16 protein-coding genes are annotated in these 26,354 nt (G+C 59.3%); 1 reads left to right on the top strand and 15 read right to left on the bottom strand.

From position 1 onward, the window contains the following. Nucleotide 1 precedes the first annotated feature (1 nt). The gene (locus tag CKW30_RS23570; RefSeq protein ID WP_095182070.1) at nucleotides 2–3,580 is read right to left on the bottom strand and encodes a Tc toxin subunit A; all 3,579 of its coding nucleotides are present in this window, start codon (nucleotides 3,578–3,580) and stop codon (nucleotides 2–4) included. A 426-nt stretch (nucleotides 3,581–4,006) separates the two neighbouring features. Here CKW30_RS23570 and CKW30_RS23560 point away from each other — a divergent pair, with 426 nt between their 5' ends. Next, nucleotides 4,007–9,166 (top strand): hypothetical protein, encoded by a 5,160-nt coding sequence (locus CKW30_RS23560; RefSeq protein WP_143498022.1) that lies wholly within the window; start codon nucleotides 4,007–4,009, stop codon nucleotides 9,164–9,166. Between the two features lie 135 nt (nucleotides 9,167–9,301). On the opposite strand, the gene nuoN is transcribed toward CKW30_RS23560, so the two are convergent. From nuoN to aceA, 14 genes are all read right to left on the bottom strand, one after another. Further along, the gene (gene nuoN, locus CKW30_RS23555; RefSeq protein ID WP_024013420.1) at nucleotides 9,302–10,765 is read right to left on the bottom strand and encodes an NADH-quinone oxidoreductase subunit NuoN; all 1,464 of its coding nucleotides are present in this window, start codon (nucleotides 10,763–10,765) and stop codon (nucleotides 9,302–9,304) included. A gap of 7 nt (nucleotides 10,766–10,772) precedes the next feature. After that, complete coding sequence (gene nuoM / locus CKW30_RS23550) at nucleotides 10,773–12,305, bottom strand: NADH-quinone oxidoreductase subunit M (protein ID WP_016775285.1); 1,533 nt, start codon at nucleotides 12,303–12,305, stop codon at nucleotides 10,773–10,775. A 39-nt stretch (nucleotides 12,306–12,344) separates the two neighbouring features. Beyond that, complete coding sequence (gene nuoL / locus CKW30_RS23545) at nucleotides 12,345–14,198, bottom strand: NADH-quinone oxidoreductase subunit L (protein ID WP_024013419.1); 1,854 nt, start codon at nucleotides 14,196–14,198, stop codon at nucleotides 12,345–12,347. Further along, on the bottom strand, nucleotides 14,195–14,503 hold the full coding sequence (gene nuoK, locus CKW30_RS23540; RefSeq protein ID WP_003180046.1) for an NADH-quinone oxidoreductase subunit NuoK: 309 nt from the start codon (nucleotides 14,501–14,503) through the stop codon (nucleotides 14,195–14,197). Before nuoK ends, nuoL begins: the two co-directional genes overlap by 4 nt. 3 nt (nucleotides 14,504–14,506) lie before the next feature. After that, nucleotides 14,507–15,007: an NADH-quinone oxidoreductase subunit J gene (gene nuoJ / locus CKW30_RS23535; protein WP_007951462.1), complete on the bottom strand. Its 501-nt coding sequence runs from the start codon at nucleotides 15,005–15,007 to the stop codon at nucleotides 14,507–14,509. 9 nt (nucleotides 15,008–15,016) lie between these two features. Continuing rightward, on the bottom strand, nucleotides 15,017–15,565 hold the full coding sequence (gene nuoI, locus CKW30_RS23530; protein WP_016775283.1) for an NADH-quinone oxidoreductase subunit NuoI: 549 nt from the start codon (nucleotides 15,563–15,565) through the stop codon (nucleotides 15,017–15,019). Between the two features lie 11 nt (nucleotides 15,566–15,576). Continuing rightward, nucleotides 15,577–16,584 (bottom strand): NADH-quinone oxidoreductase subunit NuoH, encoded by a 1,008-nt coding sequence (nuoH, locus tag CKW30_RS23525; RefSeq protein ID WP_039763316.1) that lies wholly within the window; start codon nucleotides 16,582–16,584, stop codon nucleotides 15,577–15,579. Further along, a complete protein-coding gene (gene nuoG / locus CKW30_RS23520) occupies nucleotides 16,581–19,295 on the bottom strand; it encodes an NADH-quinone oxidoreductase subunit NuoG (RefSeq protein WP_095182067.1) in 2,715 nt (904 codons plus the stop codon). The genes nuoH and nuoG overlap by 4 nt, the downstream gene beginning before the upstream one ends. A 136-nt stretch (nucleotides 19,296–19,431) precedes the next feature. Next, nucleotides 19,432–20,787: an NADH-quinone oxidoreductase subunit NuoF gene (nuoF, locus tag CKW30_RS23515; RefSeq protein WP_024013417.1), complete on the bottom strand. Its 1,356-nt coding sequence runs from the start codon at nucleotides 20,785–20,787 to the stop codon at nucleotides 19,432–19,434. Further along, nucleotides 20,784–21,281: an NADH-quinone oxidoreductase subunit NuoE gene (nuoE, locus tag CKW30_RS23510; RefSeq protein ID WP_095182066.1), complete on the bottom strand. Its 498-nt coding sequence runs from the start codon at nucleotides 21,279–21,281 to the stop codon at nucleotides 20,784–20,786. Before nuoE ends, nuoF begins: the two co-directional genes overlap by 4 nt. A 2-nt stretch (nucleotides 21,282–21,283) precedes the next feature. After that, a complete protein-coding gene (gene nuoC / locus CKW30_RS23505) occupies nucleotides 21,284–23,068 on the bottom strand; it encodes an NADH-quinone oxidoreductase subunit C/D (protein ID WP_056788887.1) in 1,785 nt (594 codons plus the stop codon). A 69-nt stretch (nucleotides 23,069–23,137) separates the two neighbouring features. After that, nucleotides 23,138–23,812 carry an NADH-quinone oxidoreductase subunit B family protein gene (locus CKW30_RS23500; RefSeq protein ID WP_016775278.1) on the bottom strand — a complete coding sequence of 225 codons (675 nt, stop codon included), beginning with the start codon at nucleotides 23,810–23,812 and terminating at the stop codon, nucleotides 23,138–23,140. A gap of 10 nt (nucleotides 23,813–23,822) precedes the next feature. Continuing rightward, complete coding sequence (locus CKW30_RS23495; protein WP_003223812.1) at nucleotides 23,823–24,236, bottom strand: NADH-quinone oxidoreductase subunit A; 414 nt, start codon at nucleotides 24,234–24,236, stop codon at nucleotides 23,823–23,825. Between the two features lie 646 nt (nucleotides 24,237–24,882). Continuing rightward, the gene (gene aceA, locus CKW30_RS23490) at nucleotides 24,883–26,208 is read right to left on the bottom strand and encodes an isocitrate lyase (protein WP_016775277.1); all 1,326 of its coding nucleotides are present in this window, start codon (nucleotides 26,206–26,208) and stop codon (nucleotides 24,883–24,885) included. Between the last annotated feature and the right edge of the window lie 146 nt (nucleotides 26,209–26,354).

Genomic DNA, 26,354 nt, shown 5'->3' with positions numbered 1-26,354 from the left:
CTCAACCATTGTCACGTGATGGGGCGGCGTTAGAGTGGGCGGCCATGACTCCCTCACCGACGGCTTTCCAGGCCAGCAGATCGCTTTGTTCGCCCAGCGCGGTGGCTTGCAATAGGGTTTTGGCGGCCAAGCCGCTGGCCTGACAAGCGGCCTGGCAACGACGGACCCAGTCGACTTGAGCCATCGAGGTGGCGCGTTTATCGGGGAGCGAGCTGGTCAGCTCGGCAACTTGCGCCTGCGGCCAGTTCAGCAAACGAGCAAGGGCAGCATCGGCCGTTTCGCTGGCGAGCTGGCGCAGGGCCTTGTTTTTCAATTGGGCCTTGGCTGGATTGGCGCAGCTGAAATAACTCAGGACATGGTCTTCGGACTGGCTCTGGCTGTGGAACCAATGACTGAAGCGTTCAAGCAGATAGAGATCGGAAAGCGAAGGCATGCTGTTACTGCCTTCCTCGTATGCCGCGCCACCCAGCCACGTCGGATTGATTGCAAACAGGCGCAGAGCGCTATTGCTCAAACGCAGCTCTCTGACGATCTCGGCGTGGCGAGCCACCCGTTGATAATCCTCGATCAACGCTTGGGGCAGCGGGGTCTTGAGTGCTTGCTGCAAAATGCTATAGGGCGTGGCCCACGCCCAGTGAATGACCGCCCGGCAGCAATCCGGCGCGAGTTTCGCGGTTTCCTGGAAAAGCCCTTCGAGCAACTGGGCCTGACGGTCATGCACATCGAGCAGGAACTTGACGAGTCTGTCTGCGCAAGCATCTTTGACAGGTTGGGCCAGCCCTAGACCTTTGAGCGCTTGCGCGACATCGGCCTGTAACCAGGCAACGGGTTCATCTGTCAGGGTCAGTGTGCGATCAAGGCCAGACAGCAGGCCGTCAGCAGTGATCAGCTTGTGTTCGATCAGCAACTGAAACCAGTTGATTTCTCCTCGCTTGCGTTTGCCATCCTCTTGCAGTGGCAGACCCAGCGCATTGACTTGCGCCTCGGTCGCCAGGCTGCGGCGCGTATCGCTCTGCAGCGTGGTCAGACGCGCCCGCAACTCATCGGGCAGGGGAGCTTGCTCAGCCAATCTGATCTGCTGATCATTTTCCTGCTCTTCGGGATTTGGCGGGGCATCGATGCCCAGGCGTTGCAAAACCTGCGTCACGGTCTGCTGACTGTCTTTGAGCCAGGCGAAGGCCCAATCCAGTTGCATCAGCACATCGAGGATGTCCGGATTCGCCTCCGCAGTCGTTGCACTCAAGCGGCCGCTGGCCAGTGCGGTTTTGTAAGACGAGCCTCCGAGAAGTCCCGCCAACGCCAGCAGTTCTTCGACCGAGTGACCGAACAACCGGGCTATCCGCGCCTGGCGGTACAACGAGGAAACGGTAGGCAAGTCACGCTTGAGCGCGCCCACGTGCTTTTCGGTCTGACGGGCAATCAACAGCAAAGAGTCTTCGGTGGGTTGCACACCGAGCCCGGCACAGAGTTGCAGCAGGGTTTTCTGCGTCGCGGCATCGAGGGTGGTCAAATCGATGGATGTTTGATCAAGAATCAGCGGTGTGTCGAACAGTTGCACATGGTTGAACACTTGATCGAACAACGGCACCGCGTCCTTGCCGCTGGCATAGGGGCTGAGGTCGTGCAGCAGCGCCGCGAACTCTTCAGGTTCGATGCTGTAGCGCTGGTTCAGGTAGCGATAGACGCCCAGCGCACGCAGGGTGTTTGCGTTGAGCTCCATGCCCAGGTTTGATTCGCCCTCGGCGCGGATGGCACTGCAGATCAACGTGTCGAGCCTGGCGAAAGGAATGCCGCTCCAGCGTTGCAGGCGGATCATCCGCTGAAGACGATCGAGACGATCAAGTGAGGTTTTGGTCAGACGCCATTGTGTGTTGTCACCCGACGCTATCCGCTCCAGTCCTATGGCGTGGTCTGACTCATCGCTCAGGTCTGTTTCCGCGCCCGGTTCCGGCGCGTTGTCGGACAGTTCAGCACCGGGACCGATGCCATTGACGTAGCAGGCACCGTAGTGATTTGGAAAAGACCCGGTCAGCAGGTCAATCCTGTTCGGGGTCGGCTGCAGGTATGGACAATTGGGCGACAATCGCACTGCAAAGCTGCGGCGGGCCACAAGTTGCTCGACCTGTTCAGCGGTGAGGCCAGTGTGCTGCATGAAGTCGGTCAACAGGGTCAATTGCTGCACAGGCGCATCGCTGGTGACTTCGACACCGTAGGCGCCTTTGAAAAAGTTCTTTTCTGTCGTCGTCAGGCGGTACTGGTCATCGAGCGTAAAGGCGAAGCGCTGTCTGGCCAGACGAACCGGTTGCTCCACGGTCCCGGTGGCGGTGATCAGATCGAATCTGGCTGTGTATTCCTGCTCGGTCGGCGTGGGAAGGGTGGCAGCCTGGAAATGCACAACGATGGGTTTATCTATCGCAGCGTGCAGACGATTTATCAGCCAGCCAGTCCCTGTGAGGTCCGGCACGTTAGAGCTCAGATCGATACTGGCAGGCACGGTCTTGTCGTCTTTACGAAAGGTCAGTGAGACAACGGTTTTGGAGCCGCCTTGATTCGTTGGTGCGTCCGCCAACGGAGTCGCGACCACGTCGTCGGGCTGCCCGGACAGGAGCAAGTAACATCTGCTTGGTGTGGTATGTGGCCGCAGGTAGGCAGTGAGAGGGTTTTGCCAGCCGTTGATGAGATTGCTGCGGGTCAGATAAAAATGGCTGAACACCGGGGGGGCGAGCTGCAATTGCTGTTGTTGCGGGCTCAACCCGCACAGCAACCGTTGTGCCTGTAGCGCCGGTTGCTGCAATTGCCCATAGTCATTGATTGCCACCTGTTTGATCGGTAGCAACAGACTGGCCCGGTAATTCAACTCGCCCAGACGCGGCTTATTATCAGCGAGCCCAAGCTGGCATTGGTGATGATAGAAGTTGTAGGGCAGTTCGAAGGGGTAGCTCCGTTCGGCCAGTACCTGATAGGTGGATTTGCTTTTGTCGGGAAGATTGCCATCCAGATAGGTGCGCAGATGACTTTCCAATACCTGCGTGACAATTTCCAGCATTGGCCTCGGTGTGAAGGTGCTCTCCTGGCTGATCAACAGGTCCTTGAGGTCAGGACGGCGTTGATCCATCAACAGCCGCTTGGGATCCTCACTGGTGGCTTCCAGTTGAAGGGAGAATCTCCGCAGTTCAGTCAGGTAGGCCACCGGACTATCGTTGGCGGCAATGGCTCCGACCTTGGTGAACTCGTCCCAGTTTTCATTGAACATGCGTTGATAGGTAGCGCCCAGCGAAACCAGCGAACTCACACCACTGCGTTGAGCCAGTTGCTGCAACGTGCCGGAAGAGGTCTGGTATTCCCGATACAGGCGCGAAATGAGCGCCGCATATTTCATCGCATTGTCGTAGGCCACATCGGCGTTCGCGTCGCTGTATAGGGCGAGCTGGCGAGCGAACGCTGCTTTGGATAAACGGACGATGTCGAAAACTGACGTGAAGCCCATTTGCTGCATGGCGGTGGGGAAGTCGCTGCGGTCTTTCTGTACCGAAACGTGTGGCTTTACCAGTCTCTGCAGCAACGAGTTGTTGTCAGCCATGACTGTGATTCTCCTACTTTCAAGAGTGGCATTGAGGCAATGCGCGGTTAGAGCAAACTAACGGTAAACAACAGGGACGTAACCTGTCAGACCTGACAGGTATTGCCGCATTGATTAGAACTAATTCGAATAAGACGGAATAATTTAAGGGCTTTATGTGCTGGCGGCTTCGGTTGTCTTGGTTTTCGGTTTCGTCCGTTTTGTCTTTGATATCTCTGTTTTTATAATGAGAAGTCATTTTGTTTTGTTCTGGTAATCGCTATTTATTATAAAAGCCTGTCAGGAATGACAGTGTGAATGAGCTCTGTAGTGAATTACTGTGAACTGAAGTTTCCTTTCCATATAAAGGCACGCTTCGCTCTGTTTTGATTGTTGTCTGGCGTTGTGCGTTTGTCTGATATGAACCTATTCATCCGAGAAGCCATAATGGAAAATGACGTCACTAAGAAAGAAGACAGTTCAATTACTCAGAGAGAGGCTGCCGAAGGAAGATATGTCAGGCTTATTTCAACAATTACAATGCATGTGAAATATCCGGATTTATTCCTTCCGTGGGAGGCATTTCTTACAGTTGAATGTTTTTGGAATCCTTCAGGTACTTTGTTTACTTGTCACGCGAAGCAGTACGCGGCCACCAATAATGGCAGGCGAAAGGGCAATGTCTACTTGAGTTTCAGCTCGTCAGGGAGGTGGCCTGAGACGGAACTGACGAACGATGATGCGATTCAGGATGGTCGATGGCATGCTATCAGTGGTGGAGGTTCCGTAACAGGTAACAAACATTCGGCCGAGATCAATTTCAAGTTTGTGTTTGATCATGAGCTTAGTGCTGACAAGTCGAAAGATACCTCGGTAACCATGAGTTTTGAAGTTGACTTTCGTCCTCCCATTTTCGTGCATCCTCATGTTGTACATTCGCCGCTGCCGCAAATAAGTGGAACAGGCTATCCAGGCGCCTTGGTTAAACTGTATGAGGTTGATCAACTTGAGTTGGTGATCGGAGCTGCAATTGTAGACAACCATGGCAGATGCACGACTCCCCTGACAAAGCCTTTGTCCATGACCGAGAGCTTTTCGATAACAGCCTTGCAGCTCTATGAGAATGTACCCTCTCGCTGGGCAGTCCATTCCTCTTTTGCGGTTCTTTTTGCGCCCCACATTCTTGGCACAACTGTTACTCCGGAACGTAAACTCAGCGTCCACGGCGGCGGTGGCTTGGCGGGCGCGAAACTTGAGCTCTGGCTTGAAGACAAGAGCAAGGGAATTCAGTTAGCCACGACTGTCTGGCAGGACGGCACCTGGTTGGCGCTCAGTGTTGAAGCGTGGCTTCCTGGCAAGCATCTGCTCACTGCAAAACAGGTGGCATCGGTCAGCGGACAGAGCTCTGACTGGTCAGATACCTACGTCGTCAACGTAAAACCGCCAACTCCACGGATTGAAGTTCCACCCGCATCCAGCTCGGTAAAACAGGCGCTGAAGATTATGAATGTCTGGCCCGAAAGGGCATCCGTGCAAATATTCACTGACAAAGACGAAATTGTCGTTGGCACTTTCGATCGCTTCACATGCACTTTTACACCGTCGGGACAGTGGGCGGTAGGCACCACAAGCCTCAGGGCGGTGCAGACAGTGGACGGAGCGACATCCGACCCGAGCAGTGCGGTATCCGTCAAGATTCGACCCTCGAGACCGGTCATCGAGCCTCCCGCCGTCCCGATTGCAGCCCGGCAGACGCTGAGTATCAAATTCGTTTCACCCGATGCTACCTTGCTGGAAATGTTCAACGAAGTTGGCGAAAGCGTGTCGGGTGAATTTACCGGAAGTGGTACGTCCCGTACCTTCACCCCGGCGCAGGACTGGTCTGTATCCAGCCAGGTCAAAATCGTACAGACCGTAGGCGGTGTCCGCTCCAATCCAAGCGCGCTGGTGCCTATAGTGGTGAAACTCTTCATTGCTCCGCCATCTGATCCGGCAGCCGCGAAAGAAAAGCTGGCCATCAGTTTTTTCCTGGCCAGCGATGACGACTTGCGAATGTACATACAGGGCGGCGGATTGGTTGAAGGCACCTTCCTGGAAAGCGGCTCCGTCCGGTACTTCACCCCGAAGGAGGAGTGGAAGCAGGGAAAAACCACGGTCAGCGTTCACCAGGTCGTGGGTGGCGTCGTCAATTGGAGCAATCTGGTTACCCTTGCGGTACAACCCTCTGAACTGTCGCTTGCCAATCCGCCAGGCTCCGTGAGCTCGGACCTACAACTGACGCTTTTGTCGGCCCCTCCATCTTCCTCGGGCAGTGTGTTGCAGATGCTTACCGAAGCAGGCGCACCGGTGACGGGCGAATTCACCACTGGAACCCCACGCAAGTTCAAACCCTCGCCGCGGTGGCCAGCGGGCTACAATGCGGTCATGGCCGTGCAGTTCGTCGACGGAGTGCCATCCGCACCAAGCAACGTTGTCAGGTTTTTGGTCATACCCGCCAAGCCGGAAATCGAGCCGCCACCAAAACCTGCCTTGCCGAGACAGCGACTGAACATTATCGGGGTCGACCCCGGCGCCGTTACCTTGCAAATGCTTACCGAGGACGGGGCGGCGATTGAAGGTGATTTCACGGGAGTCGACACGTCTCGTATCTTCACACCCGCTGAGGACTGGGCAGGCACGCGCAAAATCGTGGTCGTGCAGACTGTCGACGGTGGCACGTCGCAGCCAAGTATTGTTGTCACTGTTTACGCGCCTCCCCCGAAGCCCGAAATAGAACAACCACCCATCCCGGCAACATTGGATCAAGTGCTGAACATCAACAGGGGACGTTCATACGGTCCCGTCATCCTGCGAATGTACACGGCAGCGGGCATCAGGCTGGATGGCGAATTCAGCTACAGTACTCCCGCCACCTTCACGCCAAGATACGGGTGGCCACCGGGGAGGACCGAGGTCATGACAAAACAGGACATAAACGGCGTGGGTTCCGAGTTTAGCGATCCTGTTTTATTAGAGATCCTTCCCCGAAAGCCCTTCATCCAACCACCATACAACCCTGTCACTTCGAAGCACCAACTGAGCATTTCCAGCGTGTATGCCGGTGACGTGACCCTGCACATGTTCTACGAGGACGGCGAAACGGTGCCGGGTTATTTCAACGGCGATGGCGAATTCCGCACCTTCACGCCGGCCATTGACTGGACAGGAACCACCAAAGTCAATGTGGTACAGATCGTAGATGATGTACTTTCCCATCCAAGCGATCCGGTCACTGTTTCGGTAATAGAGAAGCCTCCCACACCCGTAATCACTCAGCCTTTACCCCACACCAGTCATCATGCCGATCTCAGGGTGCAAGGAACCTGCGTGGCTGGAGCGACGATCGCCGTGCAAGATGCCGCTGGCAACTTTCTGCAAGGCAACCTGACCTACAGTGGAACCACATGGTTTTTCGAGTACCTTTGGCGGCCCGGTTTCAACGATATGAAGGTGCGGCAGAGCGTAAATGGAGCAACGTCTGAGGCAACCGATGTCCTTGAGTTTTACATCAAGCCGGCGACGCCTGCTATCGAGCCGCCAAGCCACCCGGTCGCGCTGAAGCAATCTCTGAAAATCACCGGTGTAGCGTCAGGCGCCGTCAGCTTGCAAATGCTCACTGAGGCCAACAGACCGGTGGCTGGCAAATTCACCATCAGTGGGGCCAACCGCCACTTCACACCGGCGGCGGATTGGTCGTCCGGCGAAAACACCGTCTACGTCATCCAGACAGTAAACGGCGTGGACTCTGACCCCAGTGACTTGTGCACTTTCACCGTGGAAGGGGAGGACAGGCCCGACGCCCCTCAATTCCGGCAGCCACAGGCGGGAGGCATAACCTCAAGGTATCCCACCCTCAAGATCGCCGGCCTGCCAGGCGCGCTGCAAACCGTTCGTTTTGAGAACGGCGCGACGTTGCACGAAGAGACAGCGGGTGCAGACGGGATCCTGACATTCACAGTGGTGGAACCGTTGGATCCAGGCACCATTGTCCTTGAGGCTAAACAGGCCAGCGGTGGGACTGATTCGGATTGGAGCGCGCCGCATCGGTTTACGGTCAAGGCTGCCCCGTCAACTCCATCGATCGAAGCGCCACGGGCGAACTCCGAAACATCACGCTATCCGAGGATTCGAGGCACAGGAGCAACGGGAGGTGAGATTGTCCTGCGTCATGCGCTTGATCCCAAGGAAGAGTTTGCCATCGTCGACGGTTCAACCCGGTGGAATTGGACCGCAGAAAAAGCGTGGCCCCTCGGAGACTACGCCGTGCAGGCCCGGCAGACATTCGACGGCGACTGGTCCGACTGGACTGAGGCTCGCTCCTTCAAGGTCAGCGAATCGCGGTATGCCATTGGCGACGCTACACCCGCCATCGGTACACCGGTGGTGGGCACCGAGCAGAGCGTGCTGTTGCGAATCCAGGTCATCTCCGGTGTCAGCGGGGAGGTAGCGGCTGGCGTGGAGGTGAAGTGGCGCGTCAATGGCGAGGAGGAATTGCTGGCGACAACGCAGACCGATGTCAACGGCTGGACCAGTTATCGCTATACACCTGAGACAGTCGGCAAGCATGAAATTCTGGCGGACGTCACTCAGGATAACGCCGGTGTGATTTTGACCGAACTCTATGAAGTGAATGCCGTACTGGACGATGTCTGGGCGCAGGCAGCAGAGCTTTATCTGGACGTTGAGCGCGTCGACCCTGCAAGCGAACTCGTGCTGTTGAGAAAAAACCTGCCCTATAAGCTGGAGCTGAAGATTGCCGACGACAGTGTTTTGATTGGCTCTACCGTCACTTTGCAGAACTTCTGGGGCGCGAAGGAACGAGGCCTGACTTTCAACCCTGGTCTGGGCACGCCGCTGACAATAAACAAAGGATCGTCAATCCATTGGTATATTTCTACCGAAGAGGCGAACAGTGGTTTTTATGGTTTGAGTCTGGCCAGTTCGATACTGCCCGACTGGGAGCTGCCCGGGCGAGTGGAAGCGGGGGATTTGGCTGACGCCGTGAGGTTTGATCTGGATGGGTTGCCCCAGGTGTTCGGTGGTGCCCCGGCGTACCCCTGCCTTGGGGCCACGCATACATTGACTTTGCGACCCCAGGACAGCAGTTTTTTGCTCGGCCAGGACGTGGTTCTGGAGTTGAGTGCGCAAGCGGCCGATCTAGGCGTGACCTTGAGTCCGAGCATCCCGCAAACGCTCGGCGAGGACGGGGTGAGCTGGTTGCTGAACTGCGTCGACAGTACCAGTGCCGGCGATTTCGCAGTCTGGTTGAAGGTGCCGGCGCTGGAATTCAGTTCGCTGGAGTTGCCCATGTCGCTGGCGCATAACAGTGCTGAGGTATCTGAAAGATTCGGCCCTCAGCAAATGGGAGGTTCGGCCTCGTTCTGGAGATATGGCATTCGCGCGGTTTCCACTTTCACGGGGCTGCCGGCGGGGGGAGTGCCGGTGACCGTCGCGGTGACTGGCAAGCCAACCATGGAAAATGTTACTGCTCGCGATGGCTGGATATTTATCAGCTACTACGACGGAGAGTCTGCAAGCCTGACCATTCGTAACCGCTATGGAAAGTAGTGGCTGAGCAAGCGTCGACAAGGGGAGTGAGGCGCGGTACTCGTCGAGGGTAGTTTGCTGTGCAACAAATCCCGGACAAAAAAAACGGCACCTGCGAAGGTGCCGTTTTCATGTGTAGCCAGATCAGCCGAGCAATCAGCCCGCCAGACCAGCCTGCTGTACCAGCACCAGCAACGGCTGCGGGTACACACCCAGGAAGAATGCGACCAGGGCGATGGCCAGCAGCATCACGCCGCCTGCTTTCTGTTCCCAGTGCAGCTGGGCGTCGTGGCGACGCAGGTTTGGCTCGATCAGGTACAGGGTGACCATCACGCGCAGGTAGTAGAACACGCCGATGGCGCTGCCCAGTACCAGTGCGCCGACCAGCCACCACTGACGCGTTTCGACGCCGCTGGCGATGATGTAGAACTTGCCGATGAAGCCAGCGGTCAGCGGAATGCCGGCCAGGGACAGCATCATCACGGTGAGCACGGCGGTCAGATACGGACGGCGCCAGAACAGGCCGCGGTACTCGTACAGGGCGTCGGCGTCGCGGCCGTTGTACGGCGAGGACATCAGGGTGATCACGCCGAACGCGCCGAGGCTGGTGATGACATAAGTCACCAGATAGACGCCGATGGCTTCTACCGCCAGCCCCTTGCTCGCCACCAGTGCGATCAGCAGATAGCCGAAGTGCGCGATGGACGAGTAACCGAGCAGACGCTTGAGGTTGCTCTGGGTCAGGGCCAGCAGGTTACCGAACAGGATCGAGGCGACCGCGATAACGCTGAGCACATCGCTCAGCACACCACTGCTGGCAGCAGGGGAGAGCTGGAACAGACGCACCATCACCGCAAACACCGCGACCTTCGAAGCGGTGGCGAGGAACGCCGCCACTGGTGCCGGAGCACCTTCGTAGACGTCGGGCGTCCACAGGTGGAACGGTACCAGCGACAGCTTGAACGCCAGACCGATCAGCATCATGCCCAGGCCCAGTTGCGCCAGCGGGCTTGGCAGGCCGGTCGCGGCCAGGGCCTGACCGATGCCGACGAAGCTCAGCGAACCGGCGTCGGCGTAGAGCAGCGCCATACCGAACAGCAGGAACGCGGAACCGGCGGCCGACAGCACCATGTACTTGATGCCGGCTTCCAGCGAACGCTTGTTGAAAAAGGCGTAAGCGACCAGACCGTAGACCGGTACCGAGAGCAGTTCCAGACCGATGAACAACCCGGCCAGGTGCTGCGCGCTGACCAACACCAGACCACCGGCGGCGGCCATCAGGATCAGCAGGTACAGTTCTTCGCGGTTGCCCGGGTAACCCGAACCGCCATCACCCAGATAGGCGTGGGCGAGGGTGACGCAGGCGAGGGTGGCGACCAGGATCATCGCCATGTACAGACAGGCAAACGCGTCGATCTGCAGCAACGGGGTCACGGCCAGAGGCGCGACTTTCAACGCAGGCAGGATCGACAGCAGGGCCAGGTTCAGACCCGCCACCGAAATCAGGAAGGTCTGCGAGTGGTTGCGGCGCCAGGCGATTGCCAGCATCACCACGATAATGGTGAGGCTGGTGATCAACAGTGGCGCAAGCGCAATAAAGTGTTGAATCGTGAATTCCATAGCGCTCTTACCGGGCCGAAGCGAGTTGAGAGAAGGCGGTGCCGAGCCACTGCTGCACGCCATGCATGGTGGCGGCAGAGGTGTCGAGGAACGGTTGCGGGTAGACGCCGAGGTAAATCAGCAACACCGCCAGACCGAGCACCATGATCAGTTCGCGCGCGTCCATGCCGTGCAGCACCGCGTCGGATTTAGACGGGCCGAAGTAGGCACGGTGAATCATGATCAGCGAGTAGACCGAACCGAACACCAGACCGGAAGTGGCAATCGCCGTGACCCATGGAGCGCTGGCGAAGGAACCGATCAGGATCAGGAACTCGCCGACAAAGTTACCGGTGCCCGGCAAGCCCAGCGACGCCGCCGCGAAGAACAGGCTGATCGCCGGCAGGTAAGCGATACGCGACCACAGACCGCCCATCTCACGCATGTCACGCGTATGCAGACGCTCGTACAACTGACCGCTGAGGATAAACAGCGCCGCTGCCGACAGACCGTGCGCCAGCATCTGGATCACTGCACCTTGCAGCGCCAGTTGGCTGCCGGAGTAGATGCCGATCAACACGAAGCCCATGTGGGAAACGGAAGAGAAGGCAATCAGACGCTTGATGTCGGTTTGTGCGAACGCGAGGAACGCGCCGTAGAAGATCCCGATCAGACCGAGGGTCATGGCGATCGGCGCGAACTCCGCCGAAGCGTTCGGGAACAGCGGCAGGGCGAAACGCAGCAGACCGTAGGCCGCAGTTTTCAGCAGGATACCGGCGAGGTCGACGGAACCGGCTGTCGGTGCCTGGGCGTGAGCATCAGGCAGCCAGGAGTGGAACGGTACGACGGGCAGCTTGACCGCGAAGGCGATGAAGAAGCCGAGCATCAGAATGTACTCGGTGGTCATCGACATCTTGGTTTTCAACAGGTCGGCGTAGTTGAAGGTGATCACGCCGGTGTTGTTGAAGTTGACCAGCACCAGACCGAGGATCGCCACCAGCATGATCAGGCCGGACGCCTGCGTGAAGATGAAGAACTTGGTCGCTGCGTAGATCCGGGTTTTCTTGCCGTCCGAAGAACTGTGACCCCAGAGCGCGATGAGGAAGTACATCGGCACCAGCATCATTTCCCAGAAGAAGAAGAACATGAACAGGTCGAGGGCGAGGAATACGCCGACCACACCGCCCAGGATCCACATCAGGTTGAGGTGGAAGAAGCCAACGTGACGTTGAATCTCTTTCCACGAGCAGAGTACCGAGAGGATACCCAACAGACCGGTCAGCAGGATCATCAACAGCGACAGGCCGTCGAGGGCCAGGTGCACGTTGATGCCGAAACGCTGGATCCAGACATGCTTGAACTCAAGCGCCCAGGTCGGATCGGCGCCCGGCGCCGGTGCGAATGAATAGTCACCGTGGGCCCACAGCCAGAGGCCGAGCGCGAGTTCCAGGGTCATGGTCAACAGCGCAATCCAGCGCGGGAGGGTAGCGCCGAAGCGCTCACCCATCCAGCACAGCAGGCCGCCGATGAAGGGGATCAGGATTAGCCAAGGCAGAATCATGACGGGCTCGTTTCCTTTCGCAAATTCGCAAGGTTCATATCAGACCGCTACCAGCACGATGGCGCCGATCACCAGCACGGCACCAGCAGCCATCGAGGCGGCGTACCAACGCAGTTGACCGGTCTCGGTGCGGCTCAGGGCAGTGTGACCACCCTTGGCCATACGCGGGATCAGACCTATGGTCTGGTCGAGCGGGTCTTTGCGCAGTACATGGCTGATCGCAAGGTACGGCTTGACGAACAGTTTGTCGTAGATCCAGTCGAAGCCCCAGGCAGCGAACCACCAGGCCGAAAGGAAACGGCCGATGCCGCTGTTGGCGATCGCCGTGACGAAGCGACGCTTGCCAAGGAACAGCAGCGCTGCCAGCAGGATACCGGCCAGGGCGATGGCGCCCGAGGCGATTTCCAGACTGTGCTTGGCTTCGCCACCGGCATGCCCGACGCTTTGCGGCAGTACGCCGTGCAGCGGTGGCACGATCATCGCGCCGACGAAAGTCGACAGCACGATCAGCACCGACAATGGCAGCCAGTGGGCAATGCCGTGGCCGGCGTGGGCTTCGGTCTTGGCTTCACCGTGGAACGCGATGAAGATCAGGCGGAAGGTATACAGCGACGTCATGAACGCACCGACCAGACCTGCGTAAAGCAGACCCTGGTTACCGCTGGCGAACGCTTCCCAGAGGATTTCGTCCTTGGAGTAGAAGCCTGCGGTAACCAGTGGCAGAGCGGCCAGCGCGGCACCACCGACGATGAAGCTGGCGTAGGCCAGTGGCAGTTTCTTCCACAGACCGCCCATCTTGAAGATGTTCTGCTCGTGGTGGCAGGCAACGATCACCGCACCGGAAGCAAGGAACAGCAGGGCCTTGAAGAAGGCGTGAGTCATCAGGTGGAAGATCGCGCCTTCCCATGCGCCAACGCCCAGTGCCAGGAACATGTAGCCGATCTGGCTCATGGTCGAGTAGGCGAGGATACGTTTGATGTCGGTCTGTACCAGCGCGGCGAAACCGGCCAGTACCAGGGTCACGCCACCGACGATGCCGACGAGGTGCAGGATGTCCGGCGCCAAGGCAAACAGACCGTGGGTACGGGCGATCAGGTAGACACCGGCGGTCACCATGGTCGCGGCGTGGATCAGTGCCGAAACCGGGGTAGGGCCGGCCATCGCATCCGCGAGCCAGGTTTGCAGCGGCAGTTGCGCCGATTTACCGACAGCACCGCCGAGCAGCATCAGGGTTGCCAGAACGATCCAGAAGTCACCGACCTTGAAGTGCTCCGGCGCACGTACCAGCAGTTCCTGGACGTTCAGCGTGCCCAGTTGCTGGAACAGGATGAACAGGCCGATGGCCATGAACACGTCGCCGATGCGGGTGACGATGAACGCCTTGAGTGCCGCGTTACCGTTGTTGCGGTTGCTGTAGTAGAAACCGATCAACAGGTACGAGCACAGGCCCACGCCTTCCCAGCCGAAGTAGATGAACAGCAGGTTATCGCCGAGGATCAGGAACAGCATGCTGGCGATGAACAGGTTGGTGTACGAGAAGAAGCGCGAGTAACCGTCTTCGCCACGCATGTACCAGGACGCGAACAGGTGGATCAGGAAGCCGACGCCGACGACCACGCCGAGCATGGTCACCGACAGGCCATCCAGGTACAGCGCGAAGTTCGGCTGGAAACCTTCCACCGACATCCAGCGCCACAGCACCTGGGTGTACACGCCACCTTCCGGCGGCGCGACGTTGAATTGCCAGATCACGTAAGCGGTGACGATGGCCGACAGGCCGATCGAACCGACACCGATCAGCGCCGAGAGGTTTTCCGAGAAGCGGCCGCGCGAGAACGACAGCAACAGGAACCCGATCAGAGGGAATACGAAAGTCAGAAAGAGTAGGTTCATCCGCGCATCTCACTGGCAGCGTCGATATCGAGCGTGTGGAAGCGGCGATACAGTTGCAGCAGGATCGCCAGGCCAATACTGGCCTCGGCTGCGGCAAGGCTGATCACCAGGATGAACATGATCTGTCCATCCGGCTGCGCCCAGCGGGCGCCCGCAACGATGAAGGCCAGGGCAGAGGCGTTCATCATCACTTCCAGACTCATCAACACGAACAAGATGTTGCGGCGGACCATCAGGCCGACCAGACCAAGGCAGAACAGGATGCCGGCAACGGCTAAACCATGTTCGAGAGGGATAGCAGGCATGTCTTACTCCTTCGCCTCGTTACGGCCCAAATGGAACGCCGTGACGGCTGCGGCGAGCAGCAGCATCGAGGCGAGTTCGACCACCAGCAGGTACGGGCCGAACAGGCTGATGCCCACGGCTTTCGCGTCTACGGTGGTGTGGCCGATGGCCTGACCGCTCTGGTGAGCGAACAGCACATACAGCAGTTCGGCCAGCAGCAGCGCGGCAAGAATCACCGGTCCTGCCCAGATGCCGGGCTTGAGCCAGGTGCGTTCCTGCTGCACCGAGGCGGGACCGAGGTTGAGCATCATCACCACGAACACGAACAGCACCATGATGGCACCGGCGTAGGCGATCACTTCCAGCACACCGGCGAACGGCGCGCCGAGGGCGAAGAAGGTCATGGCCACGGCAATCAACGAGATGATCAGGTAGAGCAGGGCGTGCACAGGGTTGGTGTTGGTGACCACACGCAGCGTGGACACCACAGCAATACCCGATGCGAAATAGAAAGCGAATTCCATCGTTCTTCCTTAAGGCAGCAAGCTCTTCACGTTGATCGGTTCGGCTTCGTTCTGCGCAGCGCCTTTCGGCTTGCCAGCGATTGCCATACCTGCAACACGATAGAAGTTGTAATCAGGGTTTTTGCCGGGGCCGGAGATCAGCAGATCTTCTTTCTCGTACACCAGGTCCTGACGTTTGAACTCGGCCATCTCGAAATCCGGGGTCAGCTGGATCGCGGTGGTCGGGCAGGCTTCCTCGCAGAGACCGCAGAAAATGCAGCGCGAGAAGTTGATCCGGAAGAAGTCCGGGTACCAGCGACCGTCTTCGGTTTCAGCTTTCTGCAGCGAGATGCAACCCACCGGGCAGGCCACGGCGCACAGGTTGCAGGCTACGCAGCGTTCTTCGCCATCGGGGTCGCGGGTCAGGACGATGCGGCCACGGTAGCGCGGCGGCAGATAGACCTGCTCTTCGGGGTATTGCAGGGTGTCGCGTTTGCGAAAGCCATGGCCGAAGACCATGACCAGGCTGCGCAACTGGGTACCGGTACCCTTAACGATGTCGCCAATATATTTGAACATGGGTCAAATCCTCACTGAACCGCAACCGCAGGCGTGTTCAACAACACAACCGCAGCGGTCACCAGCAAATTGATCAGGGTCAGTGGCAGGCAGAATTTCCAGCTGAAATCCATCACCTGGTCATAACGCGGACGCGGGATGGAAGCGCGCAGCAGGATGAACAGCATGATGAAGAACGCGGTCTTCAGTGCGAACCAGACGAAGGACAGTTGCGGCAGGATGCCGAACGGACCGTGCCAGCCACCGAAGAACAGGGTGACCAGCAGCGCCGAGATCAGGATGATGCCGATGTATTCACCGACGAAGAACATGCCCCATTTCATACCGGCGTATTCAATGTGGTAACCGTCGGCCAGTTCCTGTTCCGCTTCCGGCTGGTCGAACGGGTGACGGTGAGTCACGGCGACGCCAGCGATGAAGAAGGTACAGAAGCCGAAGAACTGCGGAATGATGAACCACAGGTTCTGCGCCTGGTACTCGACGATGTCGCGCATGTTGAACGAGCCGACCTGCACCACGATGCCCATCAGGGCCAGGCCCATGAACACTTCGTAGGACACGGTCTGCGCCGAGGCACGCAAGCTGCCGAGCAGGGCGAACTTGTTGTTGCTCGACCAGCCGGCGAACAGCACCGCGTACACCGACAGACCGGCCATGGCGAAGAAGAACAGCAGGCCGATGTTCAGATCCGCCACGCCCCAGGTCGGGGTGATCGGGATGATCGCGAAGGCGATCAGCAGGGCGGACATGGCCACCACCGGCGCCAAAGTGAAGATCACCTTGTCGGCAAACGGCGGGGTCCAGTCTTCCTTGAAGAACATCTTCAGCATGTCGGCGGCGATCTGGAACATGCCGAACGGGCCAACGCGGTTCGGACCGTAACGGTCCTGCCACCAGCCCAGCAGGCGACGTTCGACAAAGCTGAGCAAGGCGCCCGCGACCACCACGGCCAGCAGGATCACGATGGCTTTGATGACCGTCAGGATCACATCGATCACTTCAGGGGTGAACCAGGTCATTGCGCTGCCTCCTGCAGACCGTCGACGGATACGCCGGCGAATGCCGGTGGAATGCCGGCGATGCCCGCAGGCAATGCCACCAGACCGGCGCCCAGTTCTTCATTGATGCGCAGCGGCAGACGCAGGGTCTGGCCGGCCACGTTCAGGCTCAGCAGGGCACCGTCGTTGACGCCGAGGCGATCCGCTTCGGATTTCGCCAGAGCCACGTACGGAGCCGGAATGCGCTCTTGCACCGGCGCGGCTTTCGAAGAATTTTCTTCGCTGCCGAACAGGTGGTAGAACGGCACGGCCTGCCAGGTGCCCGGCGCCGGATTGAATGCGCGCGGCGCAGCAGCGAACCAGTTCAGCGAGTCGCCAGTGCTTTCGATCAGGCGTGTGCCCGGGTCGCCAGCGCGCAGATGACCACCGACTTCGTCCTGGAACTTGTTCCAGGCTTGTGGCGAGTTCCAGCCCGGCGACCATGCGAATGGCACTTGTTGACGCGGTTCGGCGGAGCCCGAGTAACCTTCCATGGAGAAAGCGAACGCGGTGTCCTGGTCTTGCGGAGTGCGTGGTTCGTGAACGCTGATGTCGGCGCGCATTGCGGTGCGACCGGAGTAACGCAGCGGCTCACGGGCCAGTTTCAGACCCTTGATGCGGAAAGCAGCCGACGGTGCAGCATCAACGATGCGCGCCAGTTGCGCGGTGCTCGAGGCAACAGCAGCGGTGACGTGGTCGAGTTGCGTCCAGTCGATCGGCTGGTTCAGCAGGGTCGCGCGCAGGGCGTGCAGCCAGCGCCAGCCTTCGTGCACCAGAATGCTCGCGTCCATGTATTGCGGATCGAAAACCTGGAAGAAGCGCTGGGCGCGGCCTTCCTGGCTGACCAGCGTACCGTCGCCCTCGGCGAAGCTCGCCGCTGGCAGAACCAGGTGCGCGCGATCGGTGGTGGCGGTTTTCTGATGGTCGGCGACGATCACCACTTTCGCGGCGTTCAATGCGGCATCGACCTTGGCGTTGGCAGTGCGGGTGTACAGATCGTTTTCCAGCACGACGATCGCGTCGGCCTTGCCATCGATGACCGCTTGCAGCGCGTCGTCGACCGACTCGCCACCGAGCATGGCCAGGCCGAGGCTGTTGGCCTCCGGCACGATCAGGCTGATCGAACCGTTCTTCTCGCGCAGCTTCAGGGCTTTGGCGATGTTCGCGGCGGCTTCGATCAAGGCTTTGGAGCCCAGCGAAGTACCGGCGATGATCAGCGGACGCTTGGCGGCGAGCAGGGCATCGGCGATGCGCTGCGCCAGTTCCAGGGCTTCGGTGTCCAGACCTTCAACGGCCGGCGCGCTGGCATCCAGCGCGTGAGCCACGGCGAAACCGATGCGCGCCAGATCATCCGGAGCTGCGTGTACGCATTCTTCGGCAACGTCGTCGAGTTTGGTTTCGGCGAGGCTGGCGATAAACAGCGGGTTCAGCGCGTGCTGGCCGATGTTCTTCACCGCCGCGTCGAGCCAAGGCTGTACGCGCATGGCTTCGGCCATGTCTTCAGCCTTGCCCTTGACCGACTGACGCAGAGCCAGCGCCATACGCGCGGCGGTCTGGGTCAGGTCTTCGCCGAGGACGAAGATCGCGTCGTGGTCTTCGATGTCGCGCATGTTCGGCACTGGCAGCGGGCTGTCGTTCAGCACCTGCAGGACCAGACGAATGCGCTCCAGTTCGGAGGCTTCGATACCCGAATAGAAGTGCTCGGCACCGACCAGTTCGCGCAACGCGTAGTTGCTCTCAAGGCTGGCACGCGGCGAACCGATACCAACGATGTTGCGTCCGCGCAGCAGGTCGGCGGCTTTGTCCAGCGCAGCGTCGAGGCCGAGCTTGGTGCCGTCGGCCAGCAGCGGCTGACGTGGACGGTCGGTGCGGTTGACGTAGCCATAACCGAAACGGCCACGGTCGCAGAGGAAGTACTGGTTCACCGAACCGTTGAAACGGTTTTCGATGCGACGCAGTTCACCGTAACGCTCGCCCGGGGAGATGTTGCAACCGCTCGAGCAGCCATGGCAGATGCTCGGGGCGAACTGCATGTCCCACTTGCGGTTGTAGCGCTCGGAGTGAGTCTTGTCGGTGAACACGCCGGTCGGGCAGACCTCGGTGAGGTTGCCGGAGAACTCGCTCTCGAGGGTGCCGTCTTCAACGCGACCGAAGTACACGTTGTCGTGGGCGCCGAATACACCGAGGTCGGTACCGCCGGCGTAGTCCTTGTAGAAACGCACGCAGCGGTAGCAAGCAATGCAGCGGTTCATTTCGTGGGAAATGAACGGGCCGAGTTGCTGGTTCTGGTGGGTGCGTTTGCTGAAGCGATAACGGCGCTCGTTGTGGCCGGTCATCACTGTCATGTCTTGCAGGTGGCAGTGACCCCCTTCCTCGCACACCGGGCAGTCGTGCGGGTGGTTGGTCATCAGCCATTCGACAACACTGGCGCGGAACGCCTTGGATTCTTCATCGTCGATGGAGATCCAGGTGTTGTCGGTGGCCGGGGTCATGCAGGACATGACGATACGACCACGGGTGTCGTTCTCGTCGGTGTACTGCTTGACCGCGCACTGGCGGCAGGCCCCGACGCTACCAAGCGCGGGGTGCCAGCAGAAATATGGAATGTCGAGGCCCAGCGACAGACATGCCTGTAACAGGTTGTCTGCCCCGTCGACTTCGAGCGCTTTGCCGTCTACGTGGATAGTGGCCATGGTTCAAAGGTCTTCGTTGGCCCGGTGTCAGCGGGCGTGGCTAATGGAATCTTGTTATGCGTCCGAATCCAAACAGCCCCGGAGGGCGTCATCGGACGAAAGGCGAAGGGCGCGGACCCTTCGCCTTTTTAAGCGTTTACGCGCCGACTACGATCGGCCTTGCCAGAGGCGGGACGGCGGCGCTGACAGGCGCGATACCGGCTTCGAACTCTGGACGGAAGTATTTGATCGCGCTGCCCAGCGGCTCCACGGCACCCGGTGCGTGAGCACAGAAGGTCTTGCCCGGGCCGAGGAAACCGACCAGACCCAGCAGGGTCTCGATGTCGCCCGGCTGGCCCTTGCCCTGTTCGATGGCCATCAGGAGCTTGACGCTCCATGGCAGACCATCGCGGCACGGGGTGCAGAAACCGCAGGATTCGCGAGCGAAGAACTGCTCCATGTTGCGCAGCAGCGAGACCATGTTGACGCTGTCATCCACCGCCATCGCCAGACCGGTACCCATCCGGGTGCCGACCTTGGCGATACCGCCGGCATACATTTGTGCGTCGAGGTGCTCCGGCAGGAGGAAACCGGTACCGGCACCCCCTGGTTGCCAGGCCTTGAGCTTGAAGCCGTCGCGCATGCCGCCGGCGTAATCTTCGAACAGTTCACGACCGGTGACGCCGAATGGCAGTTCCCACAGGCCCGGGTTCTTGACCTTGCCGGAGAAGCCCATGAGCTTGGTGCCCATGTCTTCGGAGCCTTCGCGGGCCAACGATTTGTACCAGTCAACGCCGTCGGCAATGATCGCCGGCACGTTGCACAGGGTTTCGACGTTGTTCACGCAGGTCGGCTTGCCCCACACGCCGACGGCGGCAGGGAAGGGCGGCTTGGAGCGCGGGTTGGCGCGGCGGCCTTCGAGGGAGTTGATCAGTGCGGTTTCTTCACCGCAGATGTAACGCCCGGCGCCGGTGTGGACGAACAGCTCGAAATCGAAACCCGAACCGAGAATGTTCTTGCCCAGCAGGCCGGCCGCCTTGGCTTCTTCCACGGCGCGGTTGAGGTGCTTGGCGGCGGTGGTGTATTCGCCGCGCAGGAAGATGTAGCCACGGTAGGTTTTCAGCGCACGGGCACTGATCAGCATGCCTTCGATCAGCAGATGGGGCAGTTGCTCCATCAGCATGCGGTCTTTCCAGGTGTTCGGCTCCATTTCATCCGCGTTGCACAGCAGGTAGCGGATGTTGATGGATTCGTCCTTGGGCATCAGGCCCCACTTCACACCAGTGGGGAAGCCGGCACCGCCGCGGCCTTTGAGGCCAGCGTCTTTGACGGTCTGGACGATGGCGTCCTGATCCATCTCGGCGAAGGCTTTGCGCGCAGCGGCGTAACCGTTCTTGGCCTGGTACTCGTCGAGCCACACGGCTTCGCCGTCATCGCGCAGACGCCAGGTCAGCGGGTGCGTCTCGGCCGAGCGCTGGATGCGGTTGGCTGGACCAAAAGATGTCAGGGTCATACGTAGCCCTCGAGCAGTTTGGCCACGCCAGCAGGCTGCACGTCGCCAAAGGTGTCGTCGTCGATCATCAGCGCCGGTGCCTTGTCGCAGTTGCCGAGGCAGCAGACAGGCAGCAGGGTGAAACGACCGTCGGCGGTGGTCTGACCCAGGCCGATGCCCAGATTGGTCTGGATTTCGCTGACCACCGACTCGTGGCCGCCGATGTAGCAGACCATGCTGTCGCAGACGCGAATGATGTGGCGGCCGACCGGCTGACGGAAGATCTGGCTGTAGAACGTCGCCACGCCTTCAACGTCGCTGGCCGGGATGCCGAGGATCTCGCCGATCGCGTAGAGGGCGCCATCCGGCACCCAGCCGCGTTCTTTCTGGACGATCTTCAGGGCTTCGATCGACGCCGCGCGCGGGTCTTCGTAGTGATGCAGCTCGTGCTCGATGGCCGAGCGCTCGGTTTCACTCAAGGTGAAACGGTCTGTCTGGATAAGCGTGCTGTTCATGCTTAGCGGTCCACGTCGGCCATAACGAAGTCGATACTACCCAGGTACGCAATCAAGTCCGCGACCATGCTGCCTTTGATCACCGAAGGGATCTGCTGCAGGTGCGGGAAGCTCGGAGTACGGATCCGGGTACGGTAGCTCATGGTGCCGCCGTCGCTCGTCAGGTAATAACTGTTGATGCCCTTGGTCGCTTCGATCATCTGGAAGGATTCGTTGGCCGGCATGACCGGGCCCCACGAAACCTGCAGGAAGTGCGTGATCAGGGTTTCGATGTGCTGCAGCGTGCGTTCTTTCGGCGGCGGCGTGGTCAGCGGGTGATCCGCCTTGTACGGGCCTTCCGGCATGTTGCGCATGCATTGATCGATGATCTTGATGCTCTGGCGCATCTCTTCGACGCGGACCATGCAGCGGTCGTAGGCATCGCCATTGACGGCCAGCGGCACTTCGAATTCGAAGTTCTCGTAGCCCGAGTACGGACGCGCTTTGCGCAGGTCGAAATCGCAACCGGTCGACCGCAGGCCGGCACCGGTGACGCCCCATTCCAGGGCCTCTTTGGTGTTGTAGGCAGCGACGCCGACGGTACGACCCTTGAGGATGCTGTTCTGCAGGGCGGCCTTGGTGTATTCGTCCAGACGCTTGGGCATCCACTCGACGAAATCCTTGACCAGTTTTTCCCAGCCGCGCGGCAGGTCGTGGGCGACGCCACCGATGCGGTACCAGGCCGGGTGCAGACGGAAACCGGTGATCGCCTCGATCACCGTGTACGCCTTCTGGCGGTCGGTGAAAGTGAAGAACACCGGGGTCATGGCGCCGACGTCCTGGATGTAGGTACCGAGGAACAGCAGGTGGCTGGTGATCCGGAAGAACTCGGCCATCATGATGCGGATGACATCGACCTTCTGCGGCACTTTGATACCGGCGAGCTTCTCGACCGAAAGCACGTACGGCAGGTTGTTCATCACACCGCCGAGGTAGTCGATACGGTCGGTGTACGGAATGTAGCTGTGCCAGGACTGACGCTCGCCCATCTTCTCGGCGCCACGGTGGTGGTATCCGATGTCCGGGACGCAGTCGACGATCTCTTCACCGTCCAGCTGCAGGATGATGCGGAACGCACCGTGCGCCGAAGGGTGGTTCGGGCCGAGGTTGAGGAACATGTAGTCCTCGTTGGCACCGGAACGCTTCATGCCCCAGTCTTCCGGACGGAAACGCGCGGCTTCTTCCTCAAGCTGCTGCTTGGCGAGGTTGAGGCTGAACGGATCGAATTCGGTGGCGCGCGCCGGGAAGTCCTTGCGCAGCGGGTGACCTTCCCAGGTCGGCGGCATCATGATGCGCGACAGGTGCGGGTGGCCTTTGAAGTCGATGCCGAACATGTCCCAGACTTCGCGCTCGTACCAGTTGGCGTTGGGCCAGATGCTGGTGACGGAAGGCATGCTGAGGTCGCCTTCGGACAAGGCCACCTTGATCATCACGTCACTATTACGCTCCAGCGACATGAGGTGATAGAACACGGTGAAATCGGCGCCGGTTGGCAGCCCTTGACGCTTGGTGCGCAGACGCTCGTCCACGCCGTGCAGGTCATAGAGCATGACGTACGGCTTGGGCAGGTTGCGCAGGAAAGTCAGGACTTCAACCAGTCTGGCACGGGCCACCCACAGCACCGGCATGCCGGTGCGGGTTGCCTGCGCGGTGAACGCTTCGGCGCCAAAACGGTTGTTCAGTTCGACGACCACATCCTGGTCGTCTGCCTTGTAAGGCGGGATGTACAGAGCACTGCCTGTAGTCATGGTTATTTTTTCGCTTTCGGTCAACGTAAAGAATGAAGCCAGCTTCTCGTTACTTGGAACAGAACTGGATCAGACTTCGTCAGGGCTGCGCAGATTGGTGACTGCGATTCGCTGTTCGCGGCGCTGTTCCTTCTGCGATGGCATGTCGGCGCGATACACGCCTTGATCACCAACGACCCAGGAAAGCGGACGACGCTCCTGTCCAATCGATTCCTGCAACAGCATCAAGCCTTGCAGAAATGCTTCCGGACGGGGCGGGCAGCCAGGTACGTAGACGTCCACGGGCAAGAACTTGTCCACCCCTTGAACCACGGAGTAGATGTCGTACATGCCGCCGGAGTTGGCGCACGAACCCATGGAGATAACCCATTTCGGTTCGAGCATTTGCTCGTAGAGACGCTGAATGATCGGCGCCATCTTGATGAAGCAGGTACCGGCGATAACCATGAAGTCGGCCTGACGCGGCGAGGCCCGGATGACTTCGGCGCCAAAGCGCGCGATGTCGTGGGGCGCCGTGAAGGCGGTGGTCATTTCCACGTAGCAGCACGACAGGCCGAAGTTGTACGGCCACAGGGAGTTCTTACGTCCCCAGTTGACCGCGCCGCTCAGCACGTCTTCCAGCTTGCCCATGAAAATGTTTTTGTGGACTTGATCTTCTAACGGATCGGCAACGGTTTCCCGCTGGCCAATCGGATACTGCTCGTTAGGAGCATCGGGGTCGATCCTGGTGAGATTGTATTGCATTGCCAAAGCCTCATTGTTTCAGCTTCGCCTGCCGCTTGCGACGAGCTTCCGGAGCCCAGTCAAGGGCGCCCACTCGGAACAGGTAGACAAGACCTGCCAACAGAATTGCTATGAAAACGAGAGCTTCGACGAATCCGGTCCAGCCGCTTTCGCGGACGGACACAGACCATGCAAAGAGAAAGAGGGCTTCGATATCGAAGATCACGAAGAGCATCGCGACCAGATAGAATTTGGCTGAGAGCCGCAAGCGGGCGCCACCGGTAGGTAGCATGCCCGACTCGAACGGTTCGTTTTTGCTGCGACCCCAGGCTTTTGACCCGAGGAGGCTGGAGACGCCAAGCATGAAGGCACACAGGCCGACGACACCCAGAAGGAAAATGGCAAAGCCCCAGTTGTGGGCCATGAGTCCTGTCGCTTCGGGCATGCTGGTAATCCTTAACAGAGAGCAAAGGTCTCTGAGCTTGATAAAGAAATAAGGCAGTGACGATATGTCGCAGCAATCAATCGGGCTGATTTTATGGCTAAACACCCGGCAAGTAAAATTCCAAAGGCGAAATTATTTACCGGATTAAGGACATAGCGCCTCCTGAAGGCGCTGCGGCCCATGCGTTGCGGGCATTAGCCGGGTTTCCGTCAATTATGTTTTGTAGGCTTTGTAACGAACATAGTTGCTGCTAAATGATAATTGATATCGTTTGGAGTGGTTTTGTAACTGTTTAACGAGTGAGTGGCTGGGAAGTTGTCTTACTTGCGCATTACTGCAAGTAGCGAAGCCTACCGTTTTAGCGGAAATTTCTGACGCTTGTAGCGCTTCAGATCAATGTTCCATCTCTCGGCTGACGGTAGCCCTGTGGGAGCGAGCCTGCTCGCGAAAGCGGTGGATCAGCCTCCAGATGTGCAAGCTGACTTATCGCCTTCGCGAGCAGGCTCGCTCCCACAGGAAATTTATGGGGGCTTTGAGATTCCAACAGGCAAAAAAACGCCCCGATCCAGTCGGGGCGTCAGTCTTGCGGCTCTGCGGTTAGCTTTTTATTCGATCCGCAAAGGCCGTTTGCTCAGGTGAAGCCGAATCAGTGGAACTGTTCTTCTTCGGTCGAACCGGTCAGCGCGGTCACCGAGGACGAGCCGCCCTGGATCACGGTGGTCATGTCGTCGAAGTAGCCAGTGCCCACTTCCTGCTGGTGCGCAACGAAGGTGTAGCCCTTGGCGGCGTCAGCGAATTCCTGCTCTTGCAGCTTCACGTAGGCGGTCATGTCGTTGCGGGCGTAGTCGTGCGCCAGGTTGAACATGCTGTGCCACATGTTGTGAATGCCGGCCAGGGTGATGAACTGGTGCTTGTAGCCCATGGCGGACAATTCGCGCTGGAACTTGGCGATGGTCGCGTCGTCCAGGTTCTTCTTCCAGTTGAAGGAAGGCGAGCAGTTGTACGACAGCAGCTGGTCCGGGTATTCCTTTTTGATCGCTTCAGCGAAGCGACGGGCTTCTTCCAGATCCGGCTTGGCGGTTTCGCACCAGATCAGGTCGGCGTACGGTGCGTAAGCCAGGCCACGGGCGATCGCTTGATCCAGACCGGCACGCACCTTGTAGAAACCTTCCTGAGTACGCTCGCCGGTCACGAATGGCTGATCGTACGGGTCGCAGTCGGAAGTCAGCAGGTCAGCCGCGTTGGCGTCGGTGCGGGCCAGAATGATGGTCGGCGTGCCAGCGACGTCAGCGGCCAAACGGGCAGCGGTCAGCTTCTGCACGGCTTCCTGGGTTGGCACCAGAACCTTGCCGCCCATGTGGCCGCACTTCTTCACCGAAGCCAGTTGGTCTTCGAAGTGAACGCCGGCGGCGCCTGCTTCGATCATGCTTTTCATCAGCTCGTAGGCGTTGAGTACGCCGCCGAAGCCTGCTTCAGCGTCGGCCACGATTGGCGCGAAGTAGTCGATGTAGCCGTCATCGCCCGGGTTCTTGCCGGCTTTCCACTGGATCTGGTCAGCACGACGGAACGAGTTGTTGATGCGCTTGACCACGGTCGGTACCGAGTCAACCGGGTACAGCGACTGATCCGGGTACATCGATTCGGCGGAGTTGTTGTCCGCAGCCACCTGCCAGCCGGACAGGTAGATCGCCTGGATACCGGCCTTGACCTGCTGAACAGCCTGGCCGCCGGTCAGGGCGCCCATGCAGTTGACGAAATCTTTCTCTGGACGGAAGGACGGCTTGGCACCCTGGGTAACCAGGTTCCACAGCTTCTCGGCGCCCATCTTCGCGAAGGTGTGCTCAGGCTGAACCGAGCCACGCAGGCGGACCACGTCGGCAGCGGAGTAAGTGCGAGTCACGCCTTTCCAGCGCGGGTTCTCGGCCCAGTCTTTTTCGAGGGCTGCAATTTGCTGTTCGCGTGTCAGTGCCATGGAGATAAACCTCGTCGCGTCTTTTATGAAAAGTTGTTCTGCGGTGGAAAATTCCTGCGCTCGCTGACCAGAAGCTTAGGTGGTCAAGTCGGATTCGGCGGGGTAGGCGACGGGATGAACGATGGGCTCGAGGGGAAGTGAGCAGG

Origin of the sequence: Pseudomonas sp. Irchel 3F6 (assembly GCF_900187595.1) — a bacterium.
Lineage (GTDB): Bacteria > Pseudomonadota > Gammaproteobacteria > Pseudomonadales > Pseudomonadaceae > Aquipseudomonas > Aquipseudomonas siliginis.
Note: the sequence above shows the minus strand (reverse complement) of the source record. Positions and strands in the feature narration are given on the sequence as shown.